The sequence below is a fragment of the Cohnella luojiensis genome (assembly GCF_004564235.1).
GTDB lineage: Bacteria > Bacillota > Bacilli > Paenibacillales > Paenibacillaceae > Cohnella > Cohnella luojiensis.
The window spans coordinates 1-23,582 of the sequence record NZ_SOMN01000038.1; the positions used below are offsets into that span (position 1 = coordinate 1).

The 23,582-nt window shown below is 48.4% G+C and carries 16 protein-coding genes and 2 pseudogenes; 16 read left to right on the forward strand and 2 right to left on the reverse strand.

Annotated elements, in window-relative coordinates:
* Positions 1-157 precede the first annotated feature (157 nt).
* The gene (locus E2980_RS20120) at positions 158-1,411 is read right to left on the reverse strand and encodes an MFS transporter (RefSeq protein WP_276322365.1); all 1,254 of its coding nucleotides are present in this window, start codon (positions 1,409-1,411) and stop codon (positions 158-160) included.
* Between the two features lie 293 nt (positions 1,412-1,704).
* Here E2980_RS20120 and E2980_RS20125 point away from each other — a divergent pair, with 293 nt between their 5' ends.
* The gene (locus E2980_RS20125; RefSeq protein WP_135154023.1) at positions 1,705-2,745 is read left to right on the forward strand and encodes a LacI family DNA-binding transcriptional regulator; all 1,041 of its coding nucleotides are present in this window, start codon (positions 1,705-1,707) and stop codon (positions 2,743-2,745) included.
* A gap of 75 nt (positions 2,746-2,820) precedes the next feature.
* Here the strand turns inward: E2980_RS20125 and E2980_RS25200 are convergent.
* A pseudogene (locus E2980_RS25200) lies at positions 2,821-2,919 on the reverse strand (IS3 family transposase); the annotation flags it as partial.
* A gap of 176 nt (positions 2,920-3,095) precedes the next feature.
* Between E2980_RS25200 and E2980_RS20135 the strand changes: the two are divergent.
* The 15 genes and pseudogenes from E2980_RS20135 to E2980_RS20210 all read left to right on the forward strand — a co-directional run bounded on the left by E2980_RS20135 (position 3,096) and on the right by E2980_RS20210 (position 23,555).
* Positions 3,096-3,419 (forward strand): hypothetical protein, encoded by a 324-nt coding sequence (locus E2980_RS20135; RefSeq protein ID WP_135154024.1) that lies wholly within the window; start codon positions 3,096-3,098, stop codon positions 3,417-3,419.
* 176 nt (positions 3,420-3,595) lie between these two features.
* Positions 3,596-3,736, forward strand: a pseudogene (locus tag E2980_RS25205) (IS110 family RNA-guided transposase); the annotation flags it as partial.
* Between the two features lie 398 nt (positions 3,737-4,134).
* Positions 4,135-5,511, forward strand: a complete 1,377-nt coding sequence (locus tag E2980_RS20145) for an ABC transporter substrate-binding protein (protein WP_135154025.1) — start codon at positions 4,135-4,137, stop codon at positions 5,509-5,511.
* A gap of 181 nt (positions 5,512-5,692) precedes the next feature.
* A complete protein-coding gene (locus tag E2980_RS20150) occupies positions 5,693-8,629 on the forward strand; it encodes an extracellular solute-binding protein (RefSeq protein WP_205700004.1) in 2,937 nt (978 codons plus the stop codon).
* Between the two features lie 109 nt (positions 8,630-8,738).
* A complete protein-coding gene (locus E2980_RS20155) occupies positions 8,739-9,611 on the forward strand; it encodes a carbohydrate ABC transporter permease (protein WP_240703118.1) in 873 nt (290 codons plus the stop codon).
* A 4-nt stretch (positions 9,612-9,615) separates the two neighbouring features.
* Positions 9,616-10,482 carry a carbohydrate ABC transporter permease gene (locus E2980_RS20160; protein WP_135154028.1) on the forward strand — a complete coding sequence of 289 codons (867 nt, stop codon included), beginning with the start codon at positions 9,616-9,618 and terminating at the stop codon, positions 10,480-10,482.
* A gap of 13 nt (positions 10,483-10,495) precedes the next feature.
* Positions 10,496-11,965, forward strand: coding sequence for an NHL repeat-containing protein (locus tag E2980_RS20165; RefSeq protein WP_135154029.1), 1,470 nt, complete (start codon positions 10,496-10,498; stop codon positions 11,963-11,965).
* Positions 11,946-12,566 carry a Yip1 family protein gene (locus tag E2980_RS20170; RefSeq protein ID WP_135154030.1) on the forward strand — a complete coding sequence of 207 codons (621 nt, stop codon included), beginning with the start codon at positions 11,946-11,948 and terminating at the stop codon, positions 12,564-12,566. The genes E2980_RS20165 and E2980_RS20170 overlap by 20 nt, the downstream gene beginning before the upstream one ends.
* Before the next feature lie 14 nt (positions 12,567-12,580).
* The gene (locus tag E2980_RS20175; RefSeq protein WP_135154031.1) at positions 12,581-15,157 is read left to right on the forward strand and encodes a DUF5696 domain-containing protein; all 2,577 of its coding nucleotides are present in this window, start codon (positions 12,581-12,583) and stop codon (positions 15,155-15,157) included.
* Positions 15,154-16,056: a carbohydrate ABC transporter permease gene (locus tag E2980_RS20180; RefSeq protein WP_135154032.1), complete on the forward strand. Its 903-nt coding sequence runs from the start codon at positions 15,154-15,156 to the stop codon at positions 16,054-16,056. Before E2980_RS20175 ends, E2980_RS20180 begins: the two co-directional genes overlap by 4 nt.
* Before the next feature lie 35 nt (positions 16,057-16,091).
* Complete coding sequence (locus E2980_RS20185) at positions 16,092-17,075, forward strand: carbohydrate ABC transporter permease (RefSeq protein WP_338080732.1); 984 nt, start codon at positions 16,092-16,094, stop codon at positions 17,073-17,075.
* A gap of 51 nt (positions 17,076-17,126) precedes the next feature.
* Positions 17,127-18,164, forward strand: coding sequence for a glycosyl hydrolase (locus tag E2980_RS20190; protein ID WP_135154033.1), 1,038 nt, complete (start codon positions 17,127-17,129; stop codon positions 18,162-18,164).
* 22 nt (positions 18,165-18,186) lie between these two features.
* Positions 18,187-19,161: a glycoside hydrolase family 113 gene (locus tag E2980_RS20195; RefSeq protein ID WP_420808666.1), complete on the forward strand. Its 975-nt coding sequence runs from the start codon at positions 18,187-18,189 to the stop codon at positions 19,159-19,161.
* A 33-nt stretch (positions 19,162-19,194) separates the two neighbouring features.
* Entirely contained in the window at positions 19,195-21,360 is a 2,166-nt protein-coding gene (locus E2980_RS20200; RefSeq protein WP_167747200.1) for a GNAT family N-acetyltransferase, read from the forward strand.
* Positions 21,361-21,791: 431 nt separating this feature from the next.
* Positions 21,792-23,555, forward strand: coding sequence for a Rieske (2Fe-2S) protein (locus tag E2980_RS20210; RefSeq protein ID WP_135154034.1), 1,764 nt, complete (start codon positions 21,792-21,794; stop codon positions 23,553-23,555).
* The last annotated feature ends 27 nt before the right edge of the window (positions 23,556-23,582 follow it).

Below are 23,582 nucleotides of genomic sequence, written 5' to 3' on the forward strand. Positions count from 1 at the left end.
CACACTTTTTCATCTACTTGTCAAGTCCTGTTTTCATTTTTTCATGCAAAAAAAAGAGCGGGCTATCTTTTAGATAACCTGCTCTTGTTCTTAATTTTGGCCCTGCGCCTTAACTTAATGACATTGGCCGATTTGGCAGTCCTTTATTCGCTGATAGCTAGTTAACCGCAACTTTCTCCGGTTCGGGTTGAATGCCGCCCTTTAACTTAAACAGCGGAACGATAACCGCCACGCCCACGAGGAGGAATAAACCTGCGATCACGTATAGCGGAACGAGCGAGATTGCGTTTTTCATCACGCCGGACAGCATCATCGTAACGACCATCGAACCCATGAATAGCGGAGTCAGAGTGCCGTTTACCCGGCCGATGAACGATTCCTCCGTATTTTTCATAATCATCGTATTGATCCCGATATTTATGCATGGAAACACGATGCCGCTGATGAACTGCAGCCCCAATGTCACCCAGTAATCCGTCGAGAACCCCATGGCGATGAACGCCAAGCTGTTTACCGTCATGCCGAACGCCAGAAGCTTCTGCGGCGATATTTTGCTGGAAAAGCTCATCGCCAGCACGCCGCCGATAATCATCGCTACGCCGTTGACCAATAGGAACCACTGCAAATAATCCTCCGTCTTCCCAAGCCGCTCCGTAATGAGGAAGATGCCGAGCGGCTGAATAAGGCCGAGGGCGAGCCCAGCGGCAATGAACGCGCTGCCGAGTTTACGGAGAATAATGCTGGACCATACATAGCTGACCCCCGCCTTAAAGTCTTCCAACACTTTCGACTTTTGTTTCTCCCCTTCGTCTTGCCGATCGCGCGGAAGGAAGGCCAGTGAAACAACCGACAACAGAAAGGCAACGCCCATTACGCCGATTGCCGTCTCGATGCCATAGTTCTGGTAAACGAACGTGCCGACGACCGGTCCGAAAATCATAAATGCCGCGAACAACGTTTGATACACCGACATGCCCTTTTGCACTAAATGTTCAGGCACATGCAGCTTGAATAGCTTCATGCCGGCGGGTTGCGAAAATTGGGATAATATCGCCGAGACTAAAGTCGCAAAAAATACCGCTTTCCACGAACCGTTCGCCATTGCGAACAGCACTGCGAGAATAGAAGCCGCGCTTAACACGTCGCACCATACCATCGTCCTTTTCGGCCGCCAGCGGTCTGCGAACGTCCCTCCGATAAACGAAAATACGAAGATCGGCGCGATCTCCGCGACGGAGATGAGCGAAACGGCGAACGCGTCGTCATTAGTCATTTCTTTGACGTAAAACAGGGTGGCGATATTTCGCACCCAAATGCCGATTTGCAAAAACAACGTGGACATCAAAATCACTTGCACGAACCGGTTGCTTAGCAGCGAAGGCGAAGCGGGTTTATTGGCAGAACGAAAGATCGCTCCGTCTAGAGACCGATTTATTATTTCGTTATAGTAATTAGGTTTAAAACAAACTAAACAATAACAACAACAAACTATCAATTTACGTTTAGCTAACAGTTTGCTATGATTAGGTTGAAATGAAGCGGATTCATCTACAAGTGCCTGAACATTATTTGGAAGCGGTCGGTGCGAAGGATGCCGATTAAGTGCTGCTTCGACTCGAAGAAGACCATATCATTTTGCGGCCTCTTTCCCTTGGGGCAAAGCGGATGGATGAAAGATGACATAAATAGAATGGACGGGTTTGAATGAGAGGAAAAGTGAAAATCCAGGAAATCGCCGATTTTGCAGGAGTTTCCAAGTTTGCAGTATCGCGCGCATTATCTGGAAAGAGCGGCGTGAGTGAACGAACGAGGGAAATGATCATGAAAGTGGCGGGCCAGCTCGGATACTTCAAAAATCATGAACCGATCCGATTTGCTGGCGAGCTGTACGATCATGAGGACGTGAAGCGGAGCGGAACGATTGTCGTGATGTTCCCGAACGTGCGTTATCAGAACAAGGATTCCGTTTATTGGGGGCCTGTGTTTGACGGCGTCAATACGAGGCTGAGTCAAAGAGGACTGGATATTATTACACTGACTGAGCCTTCTGGCGAGCATGTTTTCTCGCTTCTCAAGCCGGAAGCAATTCAGGGTGTTATTACGATTGGAACCGTATCGACGCAGATTCTTCTGGATATCAAACGGATGAACATTCCCGTCGTAATGATTGATCACAGTGACCCAGCCCTTCATTGCGATACTATTTTCACGGACAATTTCAACTGCATGCAAGAACTGATGACGAAGCTGATCAGCAAAGGTTATCGCAAATTTCAATTTGTAGGCAGCATAAAGGACGCCCCGAGTTATTTCGAGAGATGGCTGGCCTTTCGGACGACGCTCGAAAGTTACCAAATCGAATTGAATCAAGACCCGCAGCTAATCAGCCCGGATGCCAATGATATGTACCTCTTGTTTTCCAAGATAACCCTTGGAGAACTTCCGGAAGTATTTGTTTGCGCTCACGACGTTAATGCGCGATATTTGATCGAAGAGCTGAATAAACTTCAAATTAATGTGCCTTCCCAGTGCGCCGTGACGGGCTTTGACAACACTTGCGACAATTATCCGATACTCGGAACGGTCAATGTGAACATGGAATTGCTCGGTATGAGGGCCGTCGATCAAATGTTGTGGCGAATTCTCAATCCAAGCTCGGCTTATGAAAAAAAATTGATTTACGGCGACATTATCATTCGGGACAACTTTGCTCATTCCCTTCCAGATGATGAATCGGCAAACTGATCGTGCAATCCCGAAGCTAAGGGGCTGTCCTATAAGTGGACTGCACCCCGTTAAGTAGACAGTAGAATAAAATACTTAGGCAGCCTTGGTTCGAACTTCCATCGGACTAAGGCTGTTTAGTTTCGCCTGTAAACGATCGTTATTATAAAAATAGATGTAGTCATCAATATCTTTCTTTAGAGCTTCGTGACATACTTTGGGTCAAACCATGGGCTTCTAATAGATTCTTGCTTTTTTTTGTTACATGTGGGATTACCTGCCCTTAAGCTGTGGTTTGCCTCATTACGAATGATGTAATTGTGTTCTATGCTAATATTGCATGCACTAACACGAAGGAGGATATTAATAAAATGAAAAAGCTACAAAGAAGAGTATCTACCTTTCTTATCGTTGTTCTATCTTTCGTATTCTTAATTGCTCCGGTAGCGTCAATTTCTGTAGCGGCTTCCACCGCGGCAGATGCTGAGGTATTTCCCTATACACAGGGAACCAAATATCAAACTTCTACAAACTATACGTTAAAAGCGAACGGAGCAGCTGTTCCGGTCATTCGTGCTTTTAACGATTATGATTACGCTCACTTCTCAGCATCCGAAGGATTGATTACTTACGAGCTAACGATTCTGAACACCGATAAGGTGCATGAATATTCGATTAGCCCGAAGAAGCATTGATATAGCAAAAGGAATGTCTGTTGTTCAAGCGTTCTTAAGGAGAAATGTACCTTATGGTCGAGACCAACGGTGTTGGTATGAAGCTGGCAACGTCTATCGTAGCTGAGGTTGGGAATGCTTCACAATTATTGAGACGTGCTGCTTTGGCAGTAGTCTGTGGATTACGTGCAGGGTATAACCCCCGCTTGAGGGAGTATTATGATAAGAAAAAAAGTGAGGGCAAACCCCATAAAGTAGCCGTGATTGCTTGCGCCAACAAGTTACTACATCACGTCTACGCTATAAGAATGGGTTGCCCTACACCGTATAAAACTTAGATATCCATAAACTTCCACAAAGAGGAGGTTTATTTGGTATGCCTCCCAATATTATAACAACTTTTCATCCATCAACAAAGACGGAATTGACAAACCATTAGCTGGTTTTGTGTTTCAGCATTATCATAAAAACACAACATAACAAAATAATAATAAAAATAACAATACAACAAAAAAATATTGGCAATTTAACTAAAATCAAATTGACTATTTTTAGAAGTGGATGCTATGATTGGCATGTGGTTATGAAATACTTAGCCTATCGGTGGTGATGTAATTAAGTAAAGTAGAGATTTGAAAACGTTCCCGGTTGAGAAAGAACGGTAGTACGGAATCCGTAAACCGGAAGGCTGTGTTCTGAAGTGCGGCAAGAAAAACAAATGGGAGGTTGTTTTGCAATGAAAAAAATGAAAGCACTTACAATCTTGCTTGTCGCGTTAATGCTTACTCTAACAGCGTGCGGAGGAGGCAACAGTAACAACAGCAGCAATAGCAGCACTGCGAGCAACTCAGCTGTAACAACCGAGTCAAATACAAACGAAGCTGCAACGACCGATCCGGCACCTGAACCGACTCCAGCTCCTGTGGATCTCGGAGGCCGCGTCATTAAAATCTCCATGTGGTGGGATGGCAAGCCGAAGGGTGAGACTGCAGGCGAGAAAGCGTCCCTTGCAAAGATTGCAGAGCTCGAAAAAAAATACAATTGTAAAATCGAATTCGTGAACATCCCGTTCGAACAATACATGGATAAGTTCACAACCGCAGTGCTTGCAGGCGAGCCGATTGCGGACATCTCCATTATGGAGTTCAAACGCTCGATCTCTCCGGTTAAACAAGGTCTAGTACTCCCGCTTAATGACTTTACGCTAGCAACAAGCGATATCAATAATGAACAGAAGCATATCATGAAACTGCCTGCGATCGCAGGAGCGGAATATTCATTCAATACGCCTTTTGTCAGTGCTGTCGGAATGTACTACAACCGCGACCTGATCAAGAAGTTAGGACTTCCTGATCCGCAAGAGCTATACATGAACGGACAATGGACCTGGGATAAATTCTTGGAAATCGCAAAGCAAGCAACGACCGACACGAACAATGATGGCAAGAACGATACTTGGGGTTACTCCGGTTGGCCAGCCGATGCAGCTCGTCACATAGGAGTAACGAATGGTGCACTCTTCGTAAACGACTCTGACCTGTCTCTTGGCTTAACCGATCCGAAGTTGACTGAAGCACTCGAGTTTGTCAATCGTATCTATAACGTCGAGAACGTCGTAAAAGTAAAAACCGGCAATAAAATGGACTGGAATGAAACGAACACGTTCAAAGACGGCGACGTTGCAATGTCCATCAACTACGATTGGAATATGGGCGATCTTACGTTTGAAGTCGGCATCGTGCCGAACCCGGCCGGTCCGCAAGGCGATGGTAAGAGCACATTCGCGAATACGGCTCAGAACGGCTACTTTATTCCAAAAGGAGTTAAAGAACCGCAAATCGTTTATCAAATTTTCGAGGAACTGCAAGATATTCCTCCAACAGAAGAATATCTAGGTCAAGACTGGCTCGAATCCCGCTTTAAGAACGAAGCCGACATCAAGATGGTAATCGAACACGTTAGTGGTACTGGCCGACTTTCTCTTGAAGAAGGCATTGCCGATTTCCCGTTCTTCCCGATTATGGACGATATCATTATTAAGAACCAATCCGTCACGGCAACGCTCGAGAAATACAAACAAGCCGGCCAAGCAGCGCTTGATAAGTTGCAATAAGCAGCATGGATATTGAAGGGGAGGGGCTGCCGATCTTACCGGTCTGCCCCTTTTTCTATAAATAAACCCAAAAGCTTCATACAAACAAATTGATAATGATAACCTAACATTTTTTCGTTTTTGTTAGGTAACTAAATATTGATAGGTCCGCAGATCAAGTCGCCGCATAGGAGGGCTGACGTTGAAAGGGAAAATAAGACTGAAGAAATGGACGTTATCGGCGGTGGGTGTCGTCATTGCGGCCGGATTGCTCTTGTTCTGGTCCCGGATGGATGCCGATAACGCGAGTGGTGCAGGAGAAAAGCAAACGTTCACGGACGGTTCATGGAAATCGCTGCAACAAGGACGAGGTGATTACTCGGAGTATTTAGCGAAAAATAAAAATGCTGTTTTCGCTGACCGGGAAATTATCGTGGAAGCTTCCGAATACGCGAAGGCAGAAGGAGAAGGAATCGAGAAAATCGATCATTTCGAAGGCAAGAGCGGCGTCTCGCTCAAGACAGGCGAGCAAGGGCGCGTTGATTGGACGATCAATGTCGCAGAAGCGGGTTTTTACAATATCTCGGTTCAGTATTATCCGATTGAAGGAAAAAGTTCAAGCATTGAACGGTCGCTATTGATTGATGGAGAATTACCGTTCGAGGAAGCGGAATATTTGCAGTTCGACCGCGTTTGGGATAATGAGCTCGACCAAATAAAGCGTGACAATCGCGGTAATGATCTGCGCCCGCAGCAGTTCGAGAGACCGGAGTGGCGCGAGGATCTGCTGGAAGATTCTAACGGTTATTATGCGGATCCGTTCCGATTTTATTTGACTTCCGGAACGCATACGCTATCATTCGTTTCGCAGCGTGAGCCGATGGTTATCAGGCAGTTGAAGCTGTTTCAAGTGAAACGTCCTGCTACATATGAAGATACATTTAAGCGCTTTCATATAGATGGTTTGAAGGAAACAGCCGGCCAGATGATTACGGTTCAGGGCGAAGATGCAAGAGCGAAGTCGTCTCCGACGCTGTATCCTCAGACCGAACGAGCCAGCGCAACCGTTACTCCCTACAGTCCCAAGCTGATACGGGTGAATACAATCGGCGGCTACAACTGGCGCATACCGGGTCAATGGATCGAGTGGGAAGTTGATGTTCCCGAAACCGGGCTCTACAAAATCGGGATGAAGGTAAAGCAACAATTCGTTCGCGGCTTATACTCGACACGCCGTCTCTTAATAAACGGCGAAGTGCCGTTCCAGGAAGCGGAACAGGTTCCGTTCCGTTACGAGAGCGGATACCGAATCGACGTAATGGGTGGGGATGAGCCGTATTTGTTCGAGCTTAAGAAAGGCAAGAACATAATCCGACTAGAAGACACGCTTGGCGAGTTTGCTCCGCTAATTCGCGAGGTTAAAGACAGTCTTTTTAATCTCAACGCCATGTATCGCAAAATCATAATGATTACCGGTGCTTCCCCGGACAAGTTCCGCGACTATCGCGTGGACCAACAAGTTCCGAATCTGCTTGAGACGTTCAAGTCGGAACAGGAGAGACTTACGGCCGTCAGCAAGGAATTGCGCAGACTGTCAGGCGGCAGCAGCGATTCCGAAGCATTGCTGAAAACGATGTCGCTTCAGCTTGGCGAGTTAATCGATAATCCGGATACCATTCCGCGCCGTCTCGTCGCTTTCAAGACCAACACCGGCGGTCTTGGCACATGGTTGCAAAAGGCGATTGAGATGCCGCTGCAAATCGATGAAATCTACGTAGCTTCTCCGGATAAGAAGTTTCCGGCTTCCGGAGACGGTTTCTTCGCGGGGCTCAAGCATGAGTTCGCTACATTCAATTATTCGTTCGTCATTGATTACAACCAAATCGGCAACGCCTCCGAAAAGAATAATCAACGTTCGATTACCGTATGGATCGGCAGCGGCCGCGACCAGGCGAACACGCTGAAAGCAATGATCGACGAAACATTCACGCCTGAAACAGGCATCAACGTGAACTTGAAGCTAGTTCAGATGAATACGCTGCTGCCGGCGACGCTGGCAGGTAGAGGTCCGGATGTGGCGATGCAGATCGGAATCGATATTCCGGTTAACTACGCGATGCGTAAAGCTGCGGCCGACCTTACGCAATTTCCTGATTATCAAGATGTAGCACAATGGTTCCGTCCAAGCGCGCTTGTTCCGTTCTCCTATCAAAAAGGCGTTTACGCGCTTCCGGAAACGCAAACGTTCAATATGCTCTTCTACCGTAAGGATATCCTGAAAGAGCTGGGACTTGAAGTTCCTCAGACATGGGATGACGTTTACAAGCTTTTGGCCGTATTGAACAAAAACCACATGCAACTTGGCATGCCGATTTCGGCACCGGCGACGTCTGTCCCGGTTCCGGGCCAGAACATTCCCCCGAATCCAATCTTTGCTACTTTGCTCATGCAGAACGGCGGACAATTTTACCGCAACGACGGGAAAGAGTCCGATTTGGATTCCCGAATCGGCGTGGAAACGTTCAAAACGTGGACGGACTTCTATAGCGATTACAAACTGGAGCGCGAGTTTGATTTCGCTAATCGCTTCCGGACCGGCGAAATGCCGATCGGTATCGTGGATTATACGACTTACAACCAACTCTCGGTATTCGCACCGGAAATTCGTGGCATGTGGGGATTCGTTCCAATACCCGGAACGAAACAACAAGACGGCACGATTCGGAGAGATACGCCCAGTACCGGAAGCGGCACGCTGATGCTTAATGGCGCCAAAGACAAAGATGCCGCTTGGCAATTCATGAAATGGTGGACCGGCAAAGAGGCGCAAACGAATTACGGACGGGAAATGGAAGCGCTTATGGGTGCATCCGCGCGTTATCCGACCGCAAACATCAAAGCGTTGGATAGCCTGCCTTGGCCTTTAGCCGATTATGAAAGCCTGAAGGAAGAGTTTGAATGGGTACGCGGTATTCCGGAGGTTCCGGGAGGTTACTTCACCGGACGGCATCTGCAGAACGCATTCTTAAAAGTAGTTGTAAGTGCGAATACGGAGGCGCGAGAAGCGATCCTTGATTACGTGCAATATATCCATGAGGAAATTCACGCGAAACGCAAAGAATTCGGCCTGCCGGAATAAAGGAGGGGTCCAAATGTCAAATATCAACATACCGAATCAACGACCTTTGACGATTGCCGGTAAAACTTCAACGAGCACTCCGAGATGGTGGGCTGCCAAATGGCAGGAGATGAAGGCACATAAGCATTCTTATCTATTGATGTCGCCTTACATGCTGCTCTTCGCAATATTTACTGTTTTGCCTGTGATAATGTCCATCTTCATCAGTTTTACGTATTTCAATATGCTGGAATTTCCGCGCTTTATCGGGTGGCAGAATTATTCCCGCCTGTTCCTGGAAGACGACGTGTTCTTGATTGCAATCAAGAACACGATCCTCTTTGCGGTAATTACCGGACCGCTAAGTTTTATAGCTTGTTTCGTGTTTGCATGGATCATTAACGATTTTCGTCCGAAGATGCGTGCATTCATGACGCTTGTGTTCTATGCTCCTTCCATCTCCGGGAACGTATATTTCCTCTGGCAGATGATCTTCTCGGGCGACCGCTACGGTATCGCAAATGGATTCTTGATTAATATGGGAGCCATTCTTGATCCGATCCTATGGCTGAAGACGGAAAAGTACATTATGCCTATTATTATTCTCGTTCAATTGTGGCTGAGTTTGGGCACTGGTTTCCTTGCCTTCATCGCGGGTCTTCAGACGGTAGACAGGACGCTTTATGAAGCCGGTGCCGTCGATGGCATTAAGAACCGTTGGCAAGAGCTATGGTACATTACGCTGCCATCGATGAAGCCGCAGCTTATGTTCGGAGCGGTCATTCAGATTACGGCATCTCTGGCTATTGCGGATGTCTCGATCTATCTAGCCGGCTTCCCGAGCGTTAACTACGCTGCTGAAACAATCGTAACGCACCTTATCGACTTCGGTACGATTCGATTCGAGATGGGTTACGCTTCCGCGATCGCGACCATCCTGTTCACCCTGATGCTGGGTTCGAATCTGGTCGTTCAACGACTTCTCAGGAGGGTGGGGAATTAATAACATGAAGATCGCGCTATCACTTCACAAAAAACGCGTTAACCGCTCCTTTGCGGGGACGTTCTTTATGTCTGTTTTTCTGGCTGTCGTTGCCGCCTTTATGGCGCTGCCGCTCGTATACGCGATTAATGCGGCGTTTAAGCCGCTCGATGAAATATTTTTGTTCCCGCCGACATTGTTCGTTCGGAACCCGACCTCGAGTAATTTCATCGATTTGATGACGCTGCTAGGACAATCCTGGGTGCCATTCTCTCGGTATATTTTTAATACTTTTTTCATTACCGGCATGGGAGTTGTCGGTCATGTTCTCTTGGCTTCCGCCGCGGCTTATCCGCTCGCCAAACATCGTTTTCCGGGCAGCAAGATTATTTTTACGATCGTTGTCCTGTCGCTGATGTTTACGCCGCAGGTAACGGCGATTCCGAACTACATGATAATGTCATGGATCGGTTTCATCGATACGTATTGGGCTGTGATTGTGCCGGCGTTCGCTTTTTCGCTTGGCCTCTATTTGATGAAACAGTTCATGGAACAAATTCCTGACGCGTTGCTCGAATCGGCAAAAATCGACGGTGCAAACGAATATCGTATTTTCTGGCAAATCGTTATGCCGAATGTCAAGCCTGCATGGCTGACGTTGGTTATCCTGTTGTTTCAAATGCTGTGGGGCACAGATGGCAACGGGTTCATTTATAGTGAACAGCTGAAAACGCTCCACTACGCGTCCAATCAAATAATTTTCGGCGGGATAGCACGTGCCGGCGTCGGCTCGGCTGTCGCTTTGATCTTAATGAGCGTGCCGATCGCGCTGTTCATATTCTCGCAAAGCCGTATTATCGAAACGATGTCGACGTCCGGCATGAAAGACTAGAGGGGGTGGAAGCGTGCAAAGAAAGAGAGTGCTCCTGCTTGCAGCGATTTTAACGCTTGCGACGACTATCGTCGTGCCGTCCGCATCGGCAGCCGCGCCGTATGAAGCTTATAATTACGATTTCTATGGGGATCCCGCGCCGCTGCCCGCCCCCTACCTGCCGGACTATTCCATTTCCGGCAGCAGCTTGGGTGTCGGTGATTTTAATCAGCCCAACGATATGTACGTAACGCAGGACGGCATCATTTATATACTGGACAGCGGCAATGCGCGCGTGGTTGTGTTGGACAGTAATTTAAAAGTCTTGCAAGTCATAACATCGTTTGATAATAACGGCAAGGAAGATGGATTCGCAGCACCGGAAGGGCTGTTCGTATCCGAGAAGAAAGAGATCTACGTCGCAGATACCGACCATAATCGCGTAGTCGTGCTTTCGAACGACGGCAAGCTGATTAAAATGATCGAGAATCCGAAATCGGATATTTTACCGAGCGGCTTTAAGTTTTTCCCTCTTAAAGTAACGGTTGACAAAGCGGACAGAATTTTCGTAGTCGCCCGCGGTGTATTTGAAGGAATCATGCAATTTGATGATAAAAGCATGTTTATGGGTTATGTAGGCACGATTAATGTATCTCCAAGTATCTGGGACCGGATCTGGAGATCGTTATCTACGAATGCGCAAAAGCGGCAGATGGAATTGTTTATTCCAACTGAGTTCGCCAGCGTTGATATCGACAGCAAAGGATTCGTATACGCGACTGCAGTCGATATGACCTCGGATAAGACGATTAAACGTTTGAATCCGTCCGGTCAGGATGTTCTTAAACGGTTCGGCTACTGGCCGGTCAAAGGCGAAATACGTTTCCGGAGGTTCGGCAATAACTCGGGTCCCTCGAAACTCACCGACATCAAGGTGCTTGACGGAGGCATGTACGTCGCGCTGGATTCGAATCGCGCGCGACTGTTCACTTACAATGATGAAGGCGATTTGTTATATGTTTTCGGAGGCAGGGGTAATCAGCTTGGCGTATTCAATACGCCGGTCGCCGTGGAACGGATCGGCGATAAGCTCGCCGTGCTCGACAGGGGTAAAAACAATATCGCCGTCTTTCGTCCTACGGAGTTCGGCAACTTAGTACGGAAAGCAACGATTCAGCATTATAACGGAAACGATACGGAAGCCGTAAAATTGTGGGAACAAGTACTCCGCTTGAATACCAACTATGAGATCGCCTATCTGGGTATCGGCAAGTCGCTGCTGATGGAGAAGAAAAACAAAGAAGCGATGGAATATTTCAAGCTCGGCATGAGTCGCAAAGACTTTTCCGTTGCATACAAACGGTATCGCCGGGAAGTGATGAAGGAGCATTTTGGTTCATTCATGACGGTGTTGTTATCCCTCGTAACCGCGTTTATCGCGTACCGCATTGCTCGACAAGTTATAAGAAGGAGGACTGGGAAACGTGAAGCAGGATTTTATTAAGTTTCCGCTCCATCTCATCTTGCATCCGTTCGACGGATTCTGGGATATGAAATTCGAGAGCAAGGGGAAAGTCAGAGTTTCCTTAGCGATTCTGTTGATGCTTGTTTTGACTGTCATTTTGCAGAAGCAATTTGCAGGCTTTCTGGTCAATTTCGTTGATCCAAGAGGGCTAAACAGTCTTGACGATCTTCAGTTTACGGTGCTTCCGTTCTTTCTTTTCTGCGTAGCGAATTGGTCCATAACGACGCTAATGGAAGGCGAAGGCAAGTTCAAGGAAATTGTTATGGCAACCGGCTATGCGCTGCTGCCGATCGTGCTTATCAACCTGCCGATTACATTCATAAGCCGATTTATAACGCAAGAGGAGACAGCTTTCTATTGGCTGCTAAACAGCGTAGCCAGTATCTGGTTTATCCTGCTGCTGTTCATCGGAATCATGACCGTACACCAATATACGCCTGCCAAAGCCGTTCTCACCCTAGCGCTTACGGTCGTAGCGATGGGATTCGTCGTCTTTCTCGGTACGCTGGCATTCAGCTTGGGCCTGCAAATTTACTGGTTCATTTACGATGTTTATCGCGAAATCATATTCCGTACTTAAAGGAGGCCGCACCCTTGAAAAATCGAACGAAATGGTATGCGGCGCTGGCCTGTATCGGGATTGTTGGTATCTCGGCTTTCGCTTACAGCCTGTCAACGAAAGGAGCGCCGGCGGTCGAGGTGAGCGCATATGCGCAAACAGACATAAAGCCGGCTGCGGCTACGGATCTTACTTATCTACCGGATAGCGATGCTGCCGTTAATGGCATGAAGCTCGCAGCGCAATCTGATGCGCTGGCGCTATATTTCAACCCGGACACGACCGAGATAGCCGTGCTCAATCGGAGCAGCGGTAAAGTATGGCGCAGCAATCCGGCCGATCTGGGAGCAGACGCCAAAGCGTCGCCTTTCGAGAAGGACCGGCTTGCCGCTCAAGTATCCATCAACTACAGAGATTCCATAGGGACGCTTGGAACTATCACGAACTTTACGGATAGTATTCAGCGTAAGCAGTTCAAGGCGGAGGGCATTGAGAACGGCATTCGGATTACGTATACGATAGGTGATACGTCTCTCGGTATCGATGCGCTGCCAAAAAGAATCAGCAAGAAGCGCATGGAAGAGAAAGTGTACAGCAAGCTCGATGAAGCGACGGCGAAATACGTAGGCAACCGTTACTTTCCGCTTGATGACAATCCGGAAGTGCTGGAGAGGCTCGATACAGCGGTTTCCAGAGCACTGGTTCTGAGCAGAATGCTCGATGCCTTCGCGAAAGCAGGCTATACGGCACAGGATTTGGCGGTGGACAATCAAGAGAACGGCTTGTCTGCCGCGGCGGGAGCGAGCCGTCCAAATTTTATTATTCCGATGGAGTACCGAGTCTCCGGCGATTCACTGCTCATCCATGTGCCTGTGAACGAGATAAAGGAAAGCAAAGGCTATCAAATCCGCACGCTGGAACTGCTCGATTTCTTCGGCGCAGCCGGTACTGATGAAAAAGGCTATATGCTCGTACCGGACGGTTCCGGAAGCTTGATTGAACTAAACAACGGGAAAATAGGCGAAGAGGTCTACGCGCAACGCGTTTACGGCGAAGACGAGAACAACAACTCCCGTCGCCGCGGTCAAGTATCCGAATCCGTGCGGCTTCCGGTATTCGGATTGAAATCCGGTGACGATGCCTGGTTCGCTTCGATCGAGAAAGGCGAAGGCATTGCCAGTATCAACGCCGATATCAGCGGCAGGAAAAACTCTTATAACAGCGCTTATGCTAGTTTTGCCATTCGCGGAGAAGATGTGCTTGAGCTCTACAAAGGCAACAAGGCAGACGAGATTCAGCTCCTGACCGATGATCGTTTCGAAGGAGATCTTCAGGTCCGGTATAACTTCTTGTCCGGAAGCGATGCGAATTACTCTGGCATGGCGAAGCTGTACCGCGAGAAGTTGGTTCAGGAAGGCGTTCTTAAGCCTAAGAAAGCAGACGACGAACTGCCTTTCTATCTTGACGTGCTGGGTGCAGTGGACAAACGCAAGTCGTTCCTGGGCATTCCTTACAAGGGGCTGATGCCGATGACCACCTTTGAACAAGCCGGACAAATTGCTGAGCAGATGAAAGAAGCCGGCGTTTCCAATGTTCAAATGCGTTATATGGGCTGGTTTAATGAAGGAATCGATCATAAGATTCCGAAAAATGTAAAACTGGATAGCGAGCTGGGCAGCAAAGCAGATCTTAAGAAGCTGTCAGAGCAGCTTCAATCGATGGGCGGCAACTTGTATCCGGATGTCGCGTTCCAACACGTGCTTCGCGAGAACAGGGACTTTAAACCGGCCTCCGATGCGGCGCGCTTCATTACGCGCGAACAAGCCAAGCTGTCGCCTATCAATCGTGCATTCAATGCGATGGATATATCGCTTGGCTCATTCTACTTGCTTTCTCCGGTGAAGCTTCCATATTTCGTCGATCGGTTCATCGACAGCTACAATAACTATGGTTTAGAATCCGTCTCACTCCGTGATTTGGGTGATTTGCTGCAGGCCGACTACCGGGTGAGCCGCGTTGTTTTCCGTGATGTCGCGAAGAACATTGTAACGGAGCAGCTTGGCAAGCTGGAAAATAGCTATACGAACATCATGCTTTCCGGAGGCAATGCTTATGCGCTGAAATATGCAGATCAGTTGATCGACGTGCCGATGGCCTCAAGCGGTTTCAGCATTACGGATCAAGAAATTCCATTCTATGAAATGGTCATACATGGTTACAAGGATTATTCCGGCTCACCTATCAACTTGGATGACAATCAAGATCTGACTTACCATATGCTGCGTTCGATAGAGTATGGCGCTGCACCGCACTTCTATTGGTCGTACGAATCATCCTCTAAGCTGAAGTTTACGTCTTACGAATCGCTATTTTCCACGCATTATTCGGAATGGCTCAAAGAAGCTGCCGGGCTATACAGTAAAGTCAACAAAGCGCTGGCTGGCTTGCAATCCAAATCGATCATCGAACATATCCAGCACGAACCCGGCGTTGCCCAGGTGCGTTACGATAACGGAACTTCCGTTTATGTGAACTATACGGAAAAGCCTGTCACCGTTAACGGAGTTCAGATCGATGCGAAAAATTTTTCGGTAGGCGGTGACAACCAGTGAACATAAGACGATTAACCTTGAAGCAAAAACGCGCATTTCTCGGAGTCGCATTTATTACGCCGTGGCTGCTTGGCTTCGTATTTCTATTCGCGACGCCGCTTATACAATCGCTGCGTTTCAGCTTTAGCGAGCTGAAGGTGGCTCCAGGCGGGTATACACTCGACTTCATCGGGTTGAAAAACTTTAAAGATGCTCTCTTCGTAGATCCGAACTACAACCGGATTCTTACCCAATCCTTGTCGGAGATGGCATGGAACGTACCGATGATCTTATTCTTCAGCTTGTTTACGGCCACGTTGCTGAATTCGAAATTCAAAGGGCGCCCTATTGCCAGAGCTATATTTTTTCTTCCCGTTATTCTGGCTTCGGGAGCCGTCGCTTCTGCCCAGTCTTCCGGGTTAATTCAACTTACGGGCAGTTCGGAGGTCGCGCAGGAACTGGGACTTGCCCAAAACGGATTCGACCCGCTCTCGCTCGTATTTATGCTCGCTCAAGCGGGTCTGCCCGATATATTCATCGAGTATATCGTGGATGCCGTGCAACGAATCTATGAAATCATCAGCAGCTCCGGCGTCCAAATTCTAATCTTCCTTGCGGCGCTTCAGTCTGTTCCGGTGACGATGTACGAAGTAGCAAAGATGGAAGGCGCTACGCCATACGAAACGTTCTGGAAGATTACATTTCCGATGGTTAGTCCATTGATTCTAACGAACATCATCTATACGATTATTGACTCGTTTACTGAAAGCCAACTGACAAGAACGATTTACACAACAGCGTTTCAGGCGCAAAATTTCGGTTTAAGCGCCTCGATGTCCTGGATATACACGCTTGTCATCAGTATCGTTCTCATTGTCGTCGGCATCCTGGTCTCCAGAAAAGTGTTCTACTATAACTGATCGAGAAGGAGGGGAATAGCTTGAAAGTATCACTTATGGATAACGAGGTTGTTGTCGTGCGTATGCAAAAAGCACGAAACAAATCGATCGAACTGCTGTGGGCGCTATTTCGTTACATCCTGATCATCGGGATCTCGTTTGTCATCATTTACCCGCTCATTCAGCAGATTTCAGTTGCCATCAAGGACAAGGTAGACATCTACAACCCGACGATTTACATGATTCCCGTTCATTTTTCGACAGAGAATATACGTCTGGCGATGGGCGTATTGGATTACTGGCCGCTACTGAAGAACACGCTGCTTTTCGCAGCTTCGACGACACTTCTTCAGGCCGCATCTTGCGCGCTTGCAGGCTACGGTTTCGCGAGGTTCTCATTCCCGGGAAGAAATATTCTGTTTACGTTCGTCATTTTGACGATATTGATTCCATCAAGCACGCTGATGGTGCCCATGTATTTACATTTTCGCAGCTTTGACGTCTTAGGTTTGATGAATCTGGTCACAGGTAAAGACGGTATCAACATGCTGAATACGTATGGGCCGTCTCTCATCACGGCAGCGCTTGCCAATGGGTTGAAATCCGGATTGTACATTTATATTTTCCGGCAATTTTTCCGCGGCATGCCTGGGGAAATAGAGGAAGCGGCGCTCATCGACGGAGCGGGGGGGTTCCGAACCTTCTTTACGATCATGCTGCCTAATGCAATTCCTCCTTTGATCACCGTAACGCTTTTTGCTTTTGTTTGGCAGTATAACGATACGTTCTACACATCGCTGTTTATGAGCCAAAGCAATCTCATGGCCATTAAGGTTGCTTCTCTGCCGGCAGATGCGAACCAATACTTGCCGGGTATTCTCGGCGTTGGCGCCGGATCGAACGTGAAAGTTGACCCGAACCTTGTTTCTATGATTGTCGACACGGGCATATTGCTGGCGATTGCACCGCTCATTATTATGTATCTCTTCGTACAGAGGTTCTTCGTAGAGAGCGTAGAGCGCACAGGCGTGGTCGGTTAATGGCCGCGTGAGGGGACAAGCAAATATGAACAATCGAAGGGGAGATGGAGTATGGCGAATATCGCTTGGAATCGCCGATTGCAAGTAGAACCCAAACTAATCAACAAGCACGCCGACGATTGCGCCAAACGGCTTATGGCCTATTTGTGTGACACCTACGGGAAACGAATGCTGACAGGGCAACAAATCGGCGTGCTCTCAACGCCCGAGATGGACGTCATTCATAACGAAACAGGTAAATATCCGGCAATCGGCGGCTTCGATTTCATGAACGATTCCCCCTCCCGAGTGGAATGGGGGACGGTCGGGACCGATACGGAGCTTGCGCTAAAATGGTGGGAAGACGGCGGTATCGTAACTTTTTGCTGGCATTGGAACGCGCCTAAGGATCTGATCGACCAACAGCCTGACAACGGTTGGCACCGGGGTTTCTATACTACTGCAACGACATTCGATATTTCGCATGCAATGGACGATCCGACATCTGAGGACTACGCATTGCTGCTTCGTGATATCGATGTTATTTCAGCTCTTTTGGCCAAGTTAAGGGATGCAGGCGTGCCAGTCCTATGGAGGCCGCTGCATGAGGCTTCCGGCGCTTGGTTCTGGTGGGGTGCTAAAGGCGCGGAGCCATGTATAAAGTTGTGGAAGCTCATGTATGAACGGATGACAAATAAGCATGAACTTCATAACCTGATTTGGGTTTGGAACGGCCAGCATAAGGACTGGTATCCCGGCGACGAATTCGTCGACATCATCGGTGAAGATATTTACTCGCCGGAGAAGAATTACAGCTCGAATGTAAAGCGATTCCGCCAGGCTCTTGATTATACCTCAGCAACCAAAATCATTGCACTATCGGAGAACGGACCGCTTCCCGATCCTGATAGCATGCTTGCGGACGGAGCTCTCTGGGCTTGGAACTGCACTTGGTATGGCACATTCGTGCAGAAGCAGGACAACGACGGCTTTGCGGTAGTGTCCGAGCAGTATACAGAACGGGATATGCTGCAGAAGGTATATCACCACGCATTCACGGTGACGCGCGACGAGCTGCCCGACCTAGAAAGTTATCCATTACCTGAATAACACCCTAAAGGAGAGAAACGCGTTGCCCAATGATTTGTTCATCAAAGGTATGACATATGGATGGAACAGTTCCCGCGGTTCCTACAGGCAGCCCTATGCAATTGATTCTCTCCGAAAGCTGAAAGAGACCGGCAGCGAATGGATCGCATTATCCTTTTATACTTTACAAAATAACGTTTACTCGACAGAGATTCCATTTGATTACGGATTGACCATGACGGACCGGGATATCGAACATGCAGTAAAGGAGGCCAAAGCGCTCGGACTCAAAGTATGTCTTAAGCCGGTAGTCAATTCCAAGGACGGGATCTGGAGGGCGCATATCGGATTTCCCGAAGAAGCAGGGGCCGAGCCTTATTGGGACGCGTGGTTTCGCTCGTACGGCAATTTTCTGTGCCATTACGCTGAGCTTGCTCAGGAATTGAACTGCGAGATGTTCTGCATAGGCTGTGAAATGGTCAAGACAGAACCTAAAGATGAGCATTGGACGCGACTGATCGAACAGATTCGACAACTTTACGACGGTCCGATCGTTTATAATGCGAACCACGGTTCGGAAGAACGAATCAAGTGGTTCGACCAAGTGGACCTGATCGGTACGAGCGCTTATTACCCGGTAGCTAATCAGCCTGGAGACAGTGAGGAGGCAATGATTGCAAACTGGCTGCCGGTGCGCGACAAAATGGCTTTGCTTCATGAGAAGTTGGGCATTCCGGTCATTTTCATGGAAATAGGCTGCCGAAGCGCATTGGGATGCGCAACGATGCCCTGGGATTTTATGCACAAGGAGCTTCCATTTAATGAAGAGGAACAAGCTAACTTCTACAGCTCGGTCTTAAAGGTGTTCTGGGAAGAAACGTGGTTTGCCGGATTTTTCTGGTGGGACTGGAGCGTAAAGCTCTATGACCAGGAAGCGGCTAAATCCAATGTCGGATTTGATATATACGGCAAGAAAGCGGAACGGGTTCTGAAAGAATGGTATGGGAAACATAGATAATCCGGCGGTTTAAATAGAAGAGGAGATGTGTTCGTGACACTGGCAAATCGACGGATTCATGTAAATCAGGTTGGCTATCGTCCATCTGATCCCAAGTATTTTATTGTTACCGATGCTTGCGAGCGGTTTGAGATTGTTGACGAGACAAATGGCAGCCTTGCATTTACCGGTGAATTAACAGGACCGATTGCGGGTACTTCCAGCGGGGAAAACGTATTTCGGGGGGAGTTCTCTGAATTACGTGCCGACGGTACCTACGTGGTACGTATTCCTGAAATAGGAAGATCCTACCCATTTATCGTAGCGCAAGATGTTTATAATGACGTTACAGACGCTTTGTTAAAAAGTTTTTATTTCCAGCGCTGCGGAATGGACTTGGAAATCCGCTACGCAGGGGTTTGGTCGCACAAAGCATGCCATCAGGCACATGGCTCTGTTCACGGAAACAATTCGGAGCTGCTCCCGTCGTCCGGCGGCTGGCATGATGCTGGCGATTATGGGAAATACACGGTGGCTGCCGCGAAGGCTGTCGCAGATTTGATGCTTACTTACGAGTTCTTTCCTTCTCCGTTCGAACGGACGATGAATATTCCGGAGTCCGGCAACGGTGTGCCGGATATATTGAACGAGGTACGTTACGAGCTGGAGTTTCTTTTCAGAATGCAGCGCTCTTCTGATGGTGCCGTCTATCATAAAGTAACAACGAAATCATTCCCGGGGCTCAGTGTAATGCCGGAAGACGATACGGCGGAGCTAGTCTTCTCTCCCCATTCCTATGCGGCTACTGCGACTTTCGCGGCCGTAATGGCAATGGCTTCAAGGTTGTATCGTATGTTTGACGCTTCATTTGCGGAAGAGTGTCTGAAAGCTGCAGAAAAGGCATGGAATTGGATTTGCGAAAACCCTACATCCGGAGGATTTATAAATCCTCCGGATATCCATACCGGCGAATATGGCGACACCGTCTTAGGCGACGAGAAGTATTGGGCCAGTGCGGAACTGTTCCGGACCACAGGTCGAGCAGTCTATCATGACGCGTTTCTATCGGCGTTAGAACAGCCTGACTTACTGCTCTACGAACTCGGTTGGGCGGATACTGCCGGTTACGGAACGCTGTCTTATTTGCTTGGCGGGCATGACCATTCAAACCACGCAACCTATCAAAAGCTGATGAGAGGCTGGCATGAACAAGCAGATAAGTTAAGAGCCAGATGCGATAGCGACGGATACCAGATCACTTTGGCGCCGGATCAATACATCTGGGGAAGCAATATGGTCCTGATGAATCAGGCGATGCATCTGATCATCACGAAGCAGTTTACCGGGGATGACAAGTATGGAGATGCAGCGTTGAATCATCTGCACTATCTTCTCGGTTTGAACTCTATGGGCCTCAGTTATGTAACGGGTATCGGAAGCGATGCCGTAATGAATCCGCATCATCGTCCATCTGTTGGCGATGGCATCCTTGAACCTGTCCCGGGCATGGTAGCCGGCGGACCTAATCGCAACTTGCAGGATGAGTACGCGAAGCGGACACTCCAAGGATTGCCGCCGGCCAAATGCTTTGTCGATCACGAAGATAGTTACTCCACGAATGAGATGACCATTTATTGGAATTCGCCTGCCGTTTTTGTAACAGCTTATTTTGATGGCTTGCGTTCGTTAGACATACGATCGATTAATAAGGAAGAGTATGCACGAGTTCATGCTTTTCAGTGTGAATATTTGGATCAAGAGAGCTTTAATGATTTCGTAAACAGAATCGAAATAAATCATGATTTATACCTAGCAGCGTTTATGGTAGATGAATTAGTCGGAATATGCTACGGGCACCCTTCGCATAAAGATGACTCATCTATTAATCTGCAAGGCATTGCCGTTAGTCATGAAGAGACAAAAAATTATTTGAGAACCGGAATCGGTTCAAAGCTGATCGCGAAATTTGAAGAAGCGGTCAAATCTAAAGGCTATAGAAAAATGGATCTCGGCGCTGCCGATGATCCGAAAGTTGAACATTTTTATATGAAAAATGGATTTTTGCCCTATGAATTAGTAGCAAAGGGTCCCCATCATGAAGAATACGAAAGAATTCCAATAAAAGACTATGAGAATGGTAAGATCACGCAGGAAGAAATGCGCAAAAAACATAACGCTAAAGAGGTTATCTTTATTTTTTCAAAAAACGTACTTCAGTAATATCGGAAGCTTCAGCCGTACGTATTTACGTAACTCTTATTTGTAATATTTGCACGCAATTCCCGCTTTGTTATTAGGCGGGGGTTATTTTTTTACCGGCGTTTGCCTGTTATTCAACACTTTCTGTTCATTAGCACACTACAGACGGGCGTGGCATTCCACTGGAGACTGGCTATAAGCTGTACAGAATCTTACTTTCAGAATAAGAATATCCGTGAGCTCGATATGTTACATAACTACGTTTCCTTACGTCTAAATTCATTGCACTTAACATACATAAATATTGAATAAGTATATAAAGATATGTTACGCTAAAAAAAATAGGTGAGGAGGATAAACGATGACTATATTAGTAACGGGAGCAACAGGTAACATCGGTCGTCATATAGTCGACCAGCTTGTCCAGAAAAAAAATAAAGGAGGCTCTATCGATGAGTGTCAGTTTAAACTGGATTTCAGCAGGTAATTTGGAAGCGCTTAAACAAGAGACCGCAAAGGTTATACGAGGCGGTATCGCTGTTTTTTATCATGAAGACCAAGTATACGCGGTGGACAACCGCTGCCCGCATTTAGGCTTTCCGCTCCATATGGGGAGCTTGTGCGACGGGATTTTGACGTGCCATTGGCATCATGCCCGGTTTGACATCTGCAGCGGGGGTACGCTTGATCCGTGGGCGGACGATGTTCCGTCGTATGAAGTACGGGTCGACGGCGGCGAAGTGTGGGTAAATCCGGTTTCCAGAAGAACGGAAGGTACGGAAAAATATAAGCATAGACTGAAAGAAGGACTCGAGCAAAATATCGGCATCGTCATCGCGAAAGCGGTCGTCGGACTGATCGAAGCGGGAGTGCCGGAGCAGGACATCGCCCGCATTGGCATTGAATTCGGCACGACATATGGTACGGGCTGGAACGCCGGACTTACGATTCTTACCGCGATGACGCAAAGCGTCGACAAGCTGGACAAGAACGGCAAAATACTCGCCTTGTACCAAGGCCTTGTCCATGTCGCTCGAGGCAGCTCGGGTAGAGGAACCCGTCACTTGCTGTCGGCGCTGCCGACGGCGGACGTGCCGTTCGATCGGTTGACCGAGTGGTATCGCAGTTGCATAGAGGTGCGGGATACGCAGGGCGCTGAGAAAGTGCTGATCACCGCCATTATGAAAGGCATTGATACGAAGCGGCTGTCGGAAATGATGCTTGTCGCCGCAACAGATCACTTTTACTTGGACGGCGGGCATATGTTCGATTTCCACAGCAAAGCTTTTGAGGCGCTGGATTGGGCGGAGGTGTCGCAAAAGGAGAGGATTTTAACTTCGCTCGTACCGATGATGGCTCGTCCGACACGGAGCGAGGAGCTTCACCAGTGGCAGGCGCCGCTGAACCTCGTAGAGCCGATCAAGCAAGTGGTCAACGAGCTGGAGCAGAATGCGGCGCAGGCGAAGCTCGCCGGGGGGTCTAAGAATGCGAGGCTATCTGCTGATACGGAAGAGCAATTGCTGCAGCAGTTGCTGAGCGATACTCCGGAGCAGACGATCGCTTTGCTGCGCGACCTGCTCATCGCGGGAACGGCTCCGGCGCAATTGGCGCAGCTCGTTGCTTTGGCCGCCGCGGAACGGATCGTTCGTTTCCATACGCAGAACGATTTCGGCGATTGGATTGCAGTACTCCATACGTTCACTTATGCTCACGCCGTGCATGAAAGGCTGCTGCAATCGGATGAGCCGCTGCTGCAGCGGGCGATTTTTCACGGAGCCGTCAGCGTATATCTTGACCGTTTCTTAAACGTGCCGACAGCCGCACGTCCGAAGCCGTCCGGCTCAGCCGCGTCGGCCAACCATCAGGAACTGCTCGATTTGCTTGATTTGCGCCAGCAGATCGGACCGGCCGCGCAATGGGTGATGGACTACATTCATGGCGGTGGTGAGCCGGGAGCGCTGCTTAACACGCTTGGCCATGCGCTGTTGCGGGAGGATGCGGAATTCCATTCTTTCCAAATGTATGAAGCCGCAGTGGCCGAATACGACCGCTGGCAAGCGGCGGCAGGCTCATTTGCGGAGAAGGCCAAAGAAACGATGCTGCTTGCTTGCACCCGATATTTGGCGGCACACGCACCAACCGCGCGCGAGCTCCCACATACAGCTAAAATTGCCCAGAGGCTGCATAAAGGCGAACGGTTGTTTGAAGAAGAATAGCAGATGGTCACACCAGCTGGATCGTAG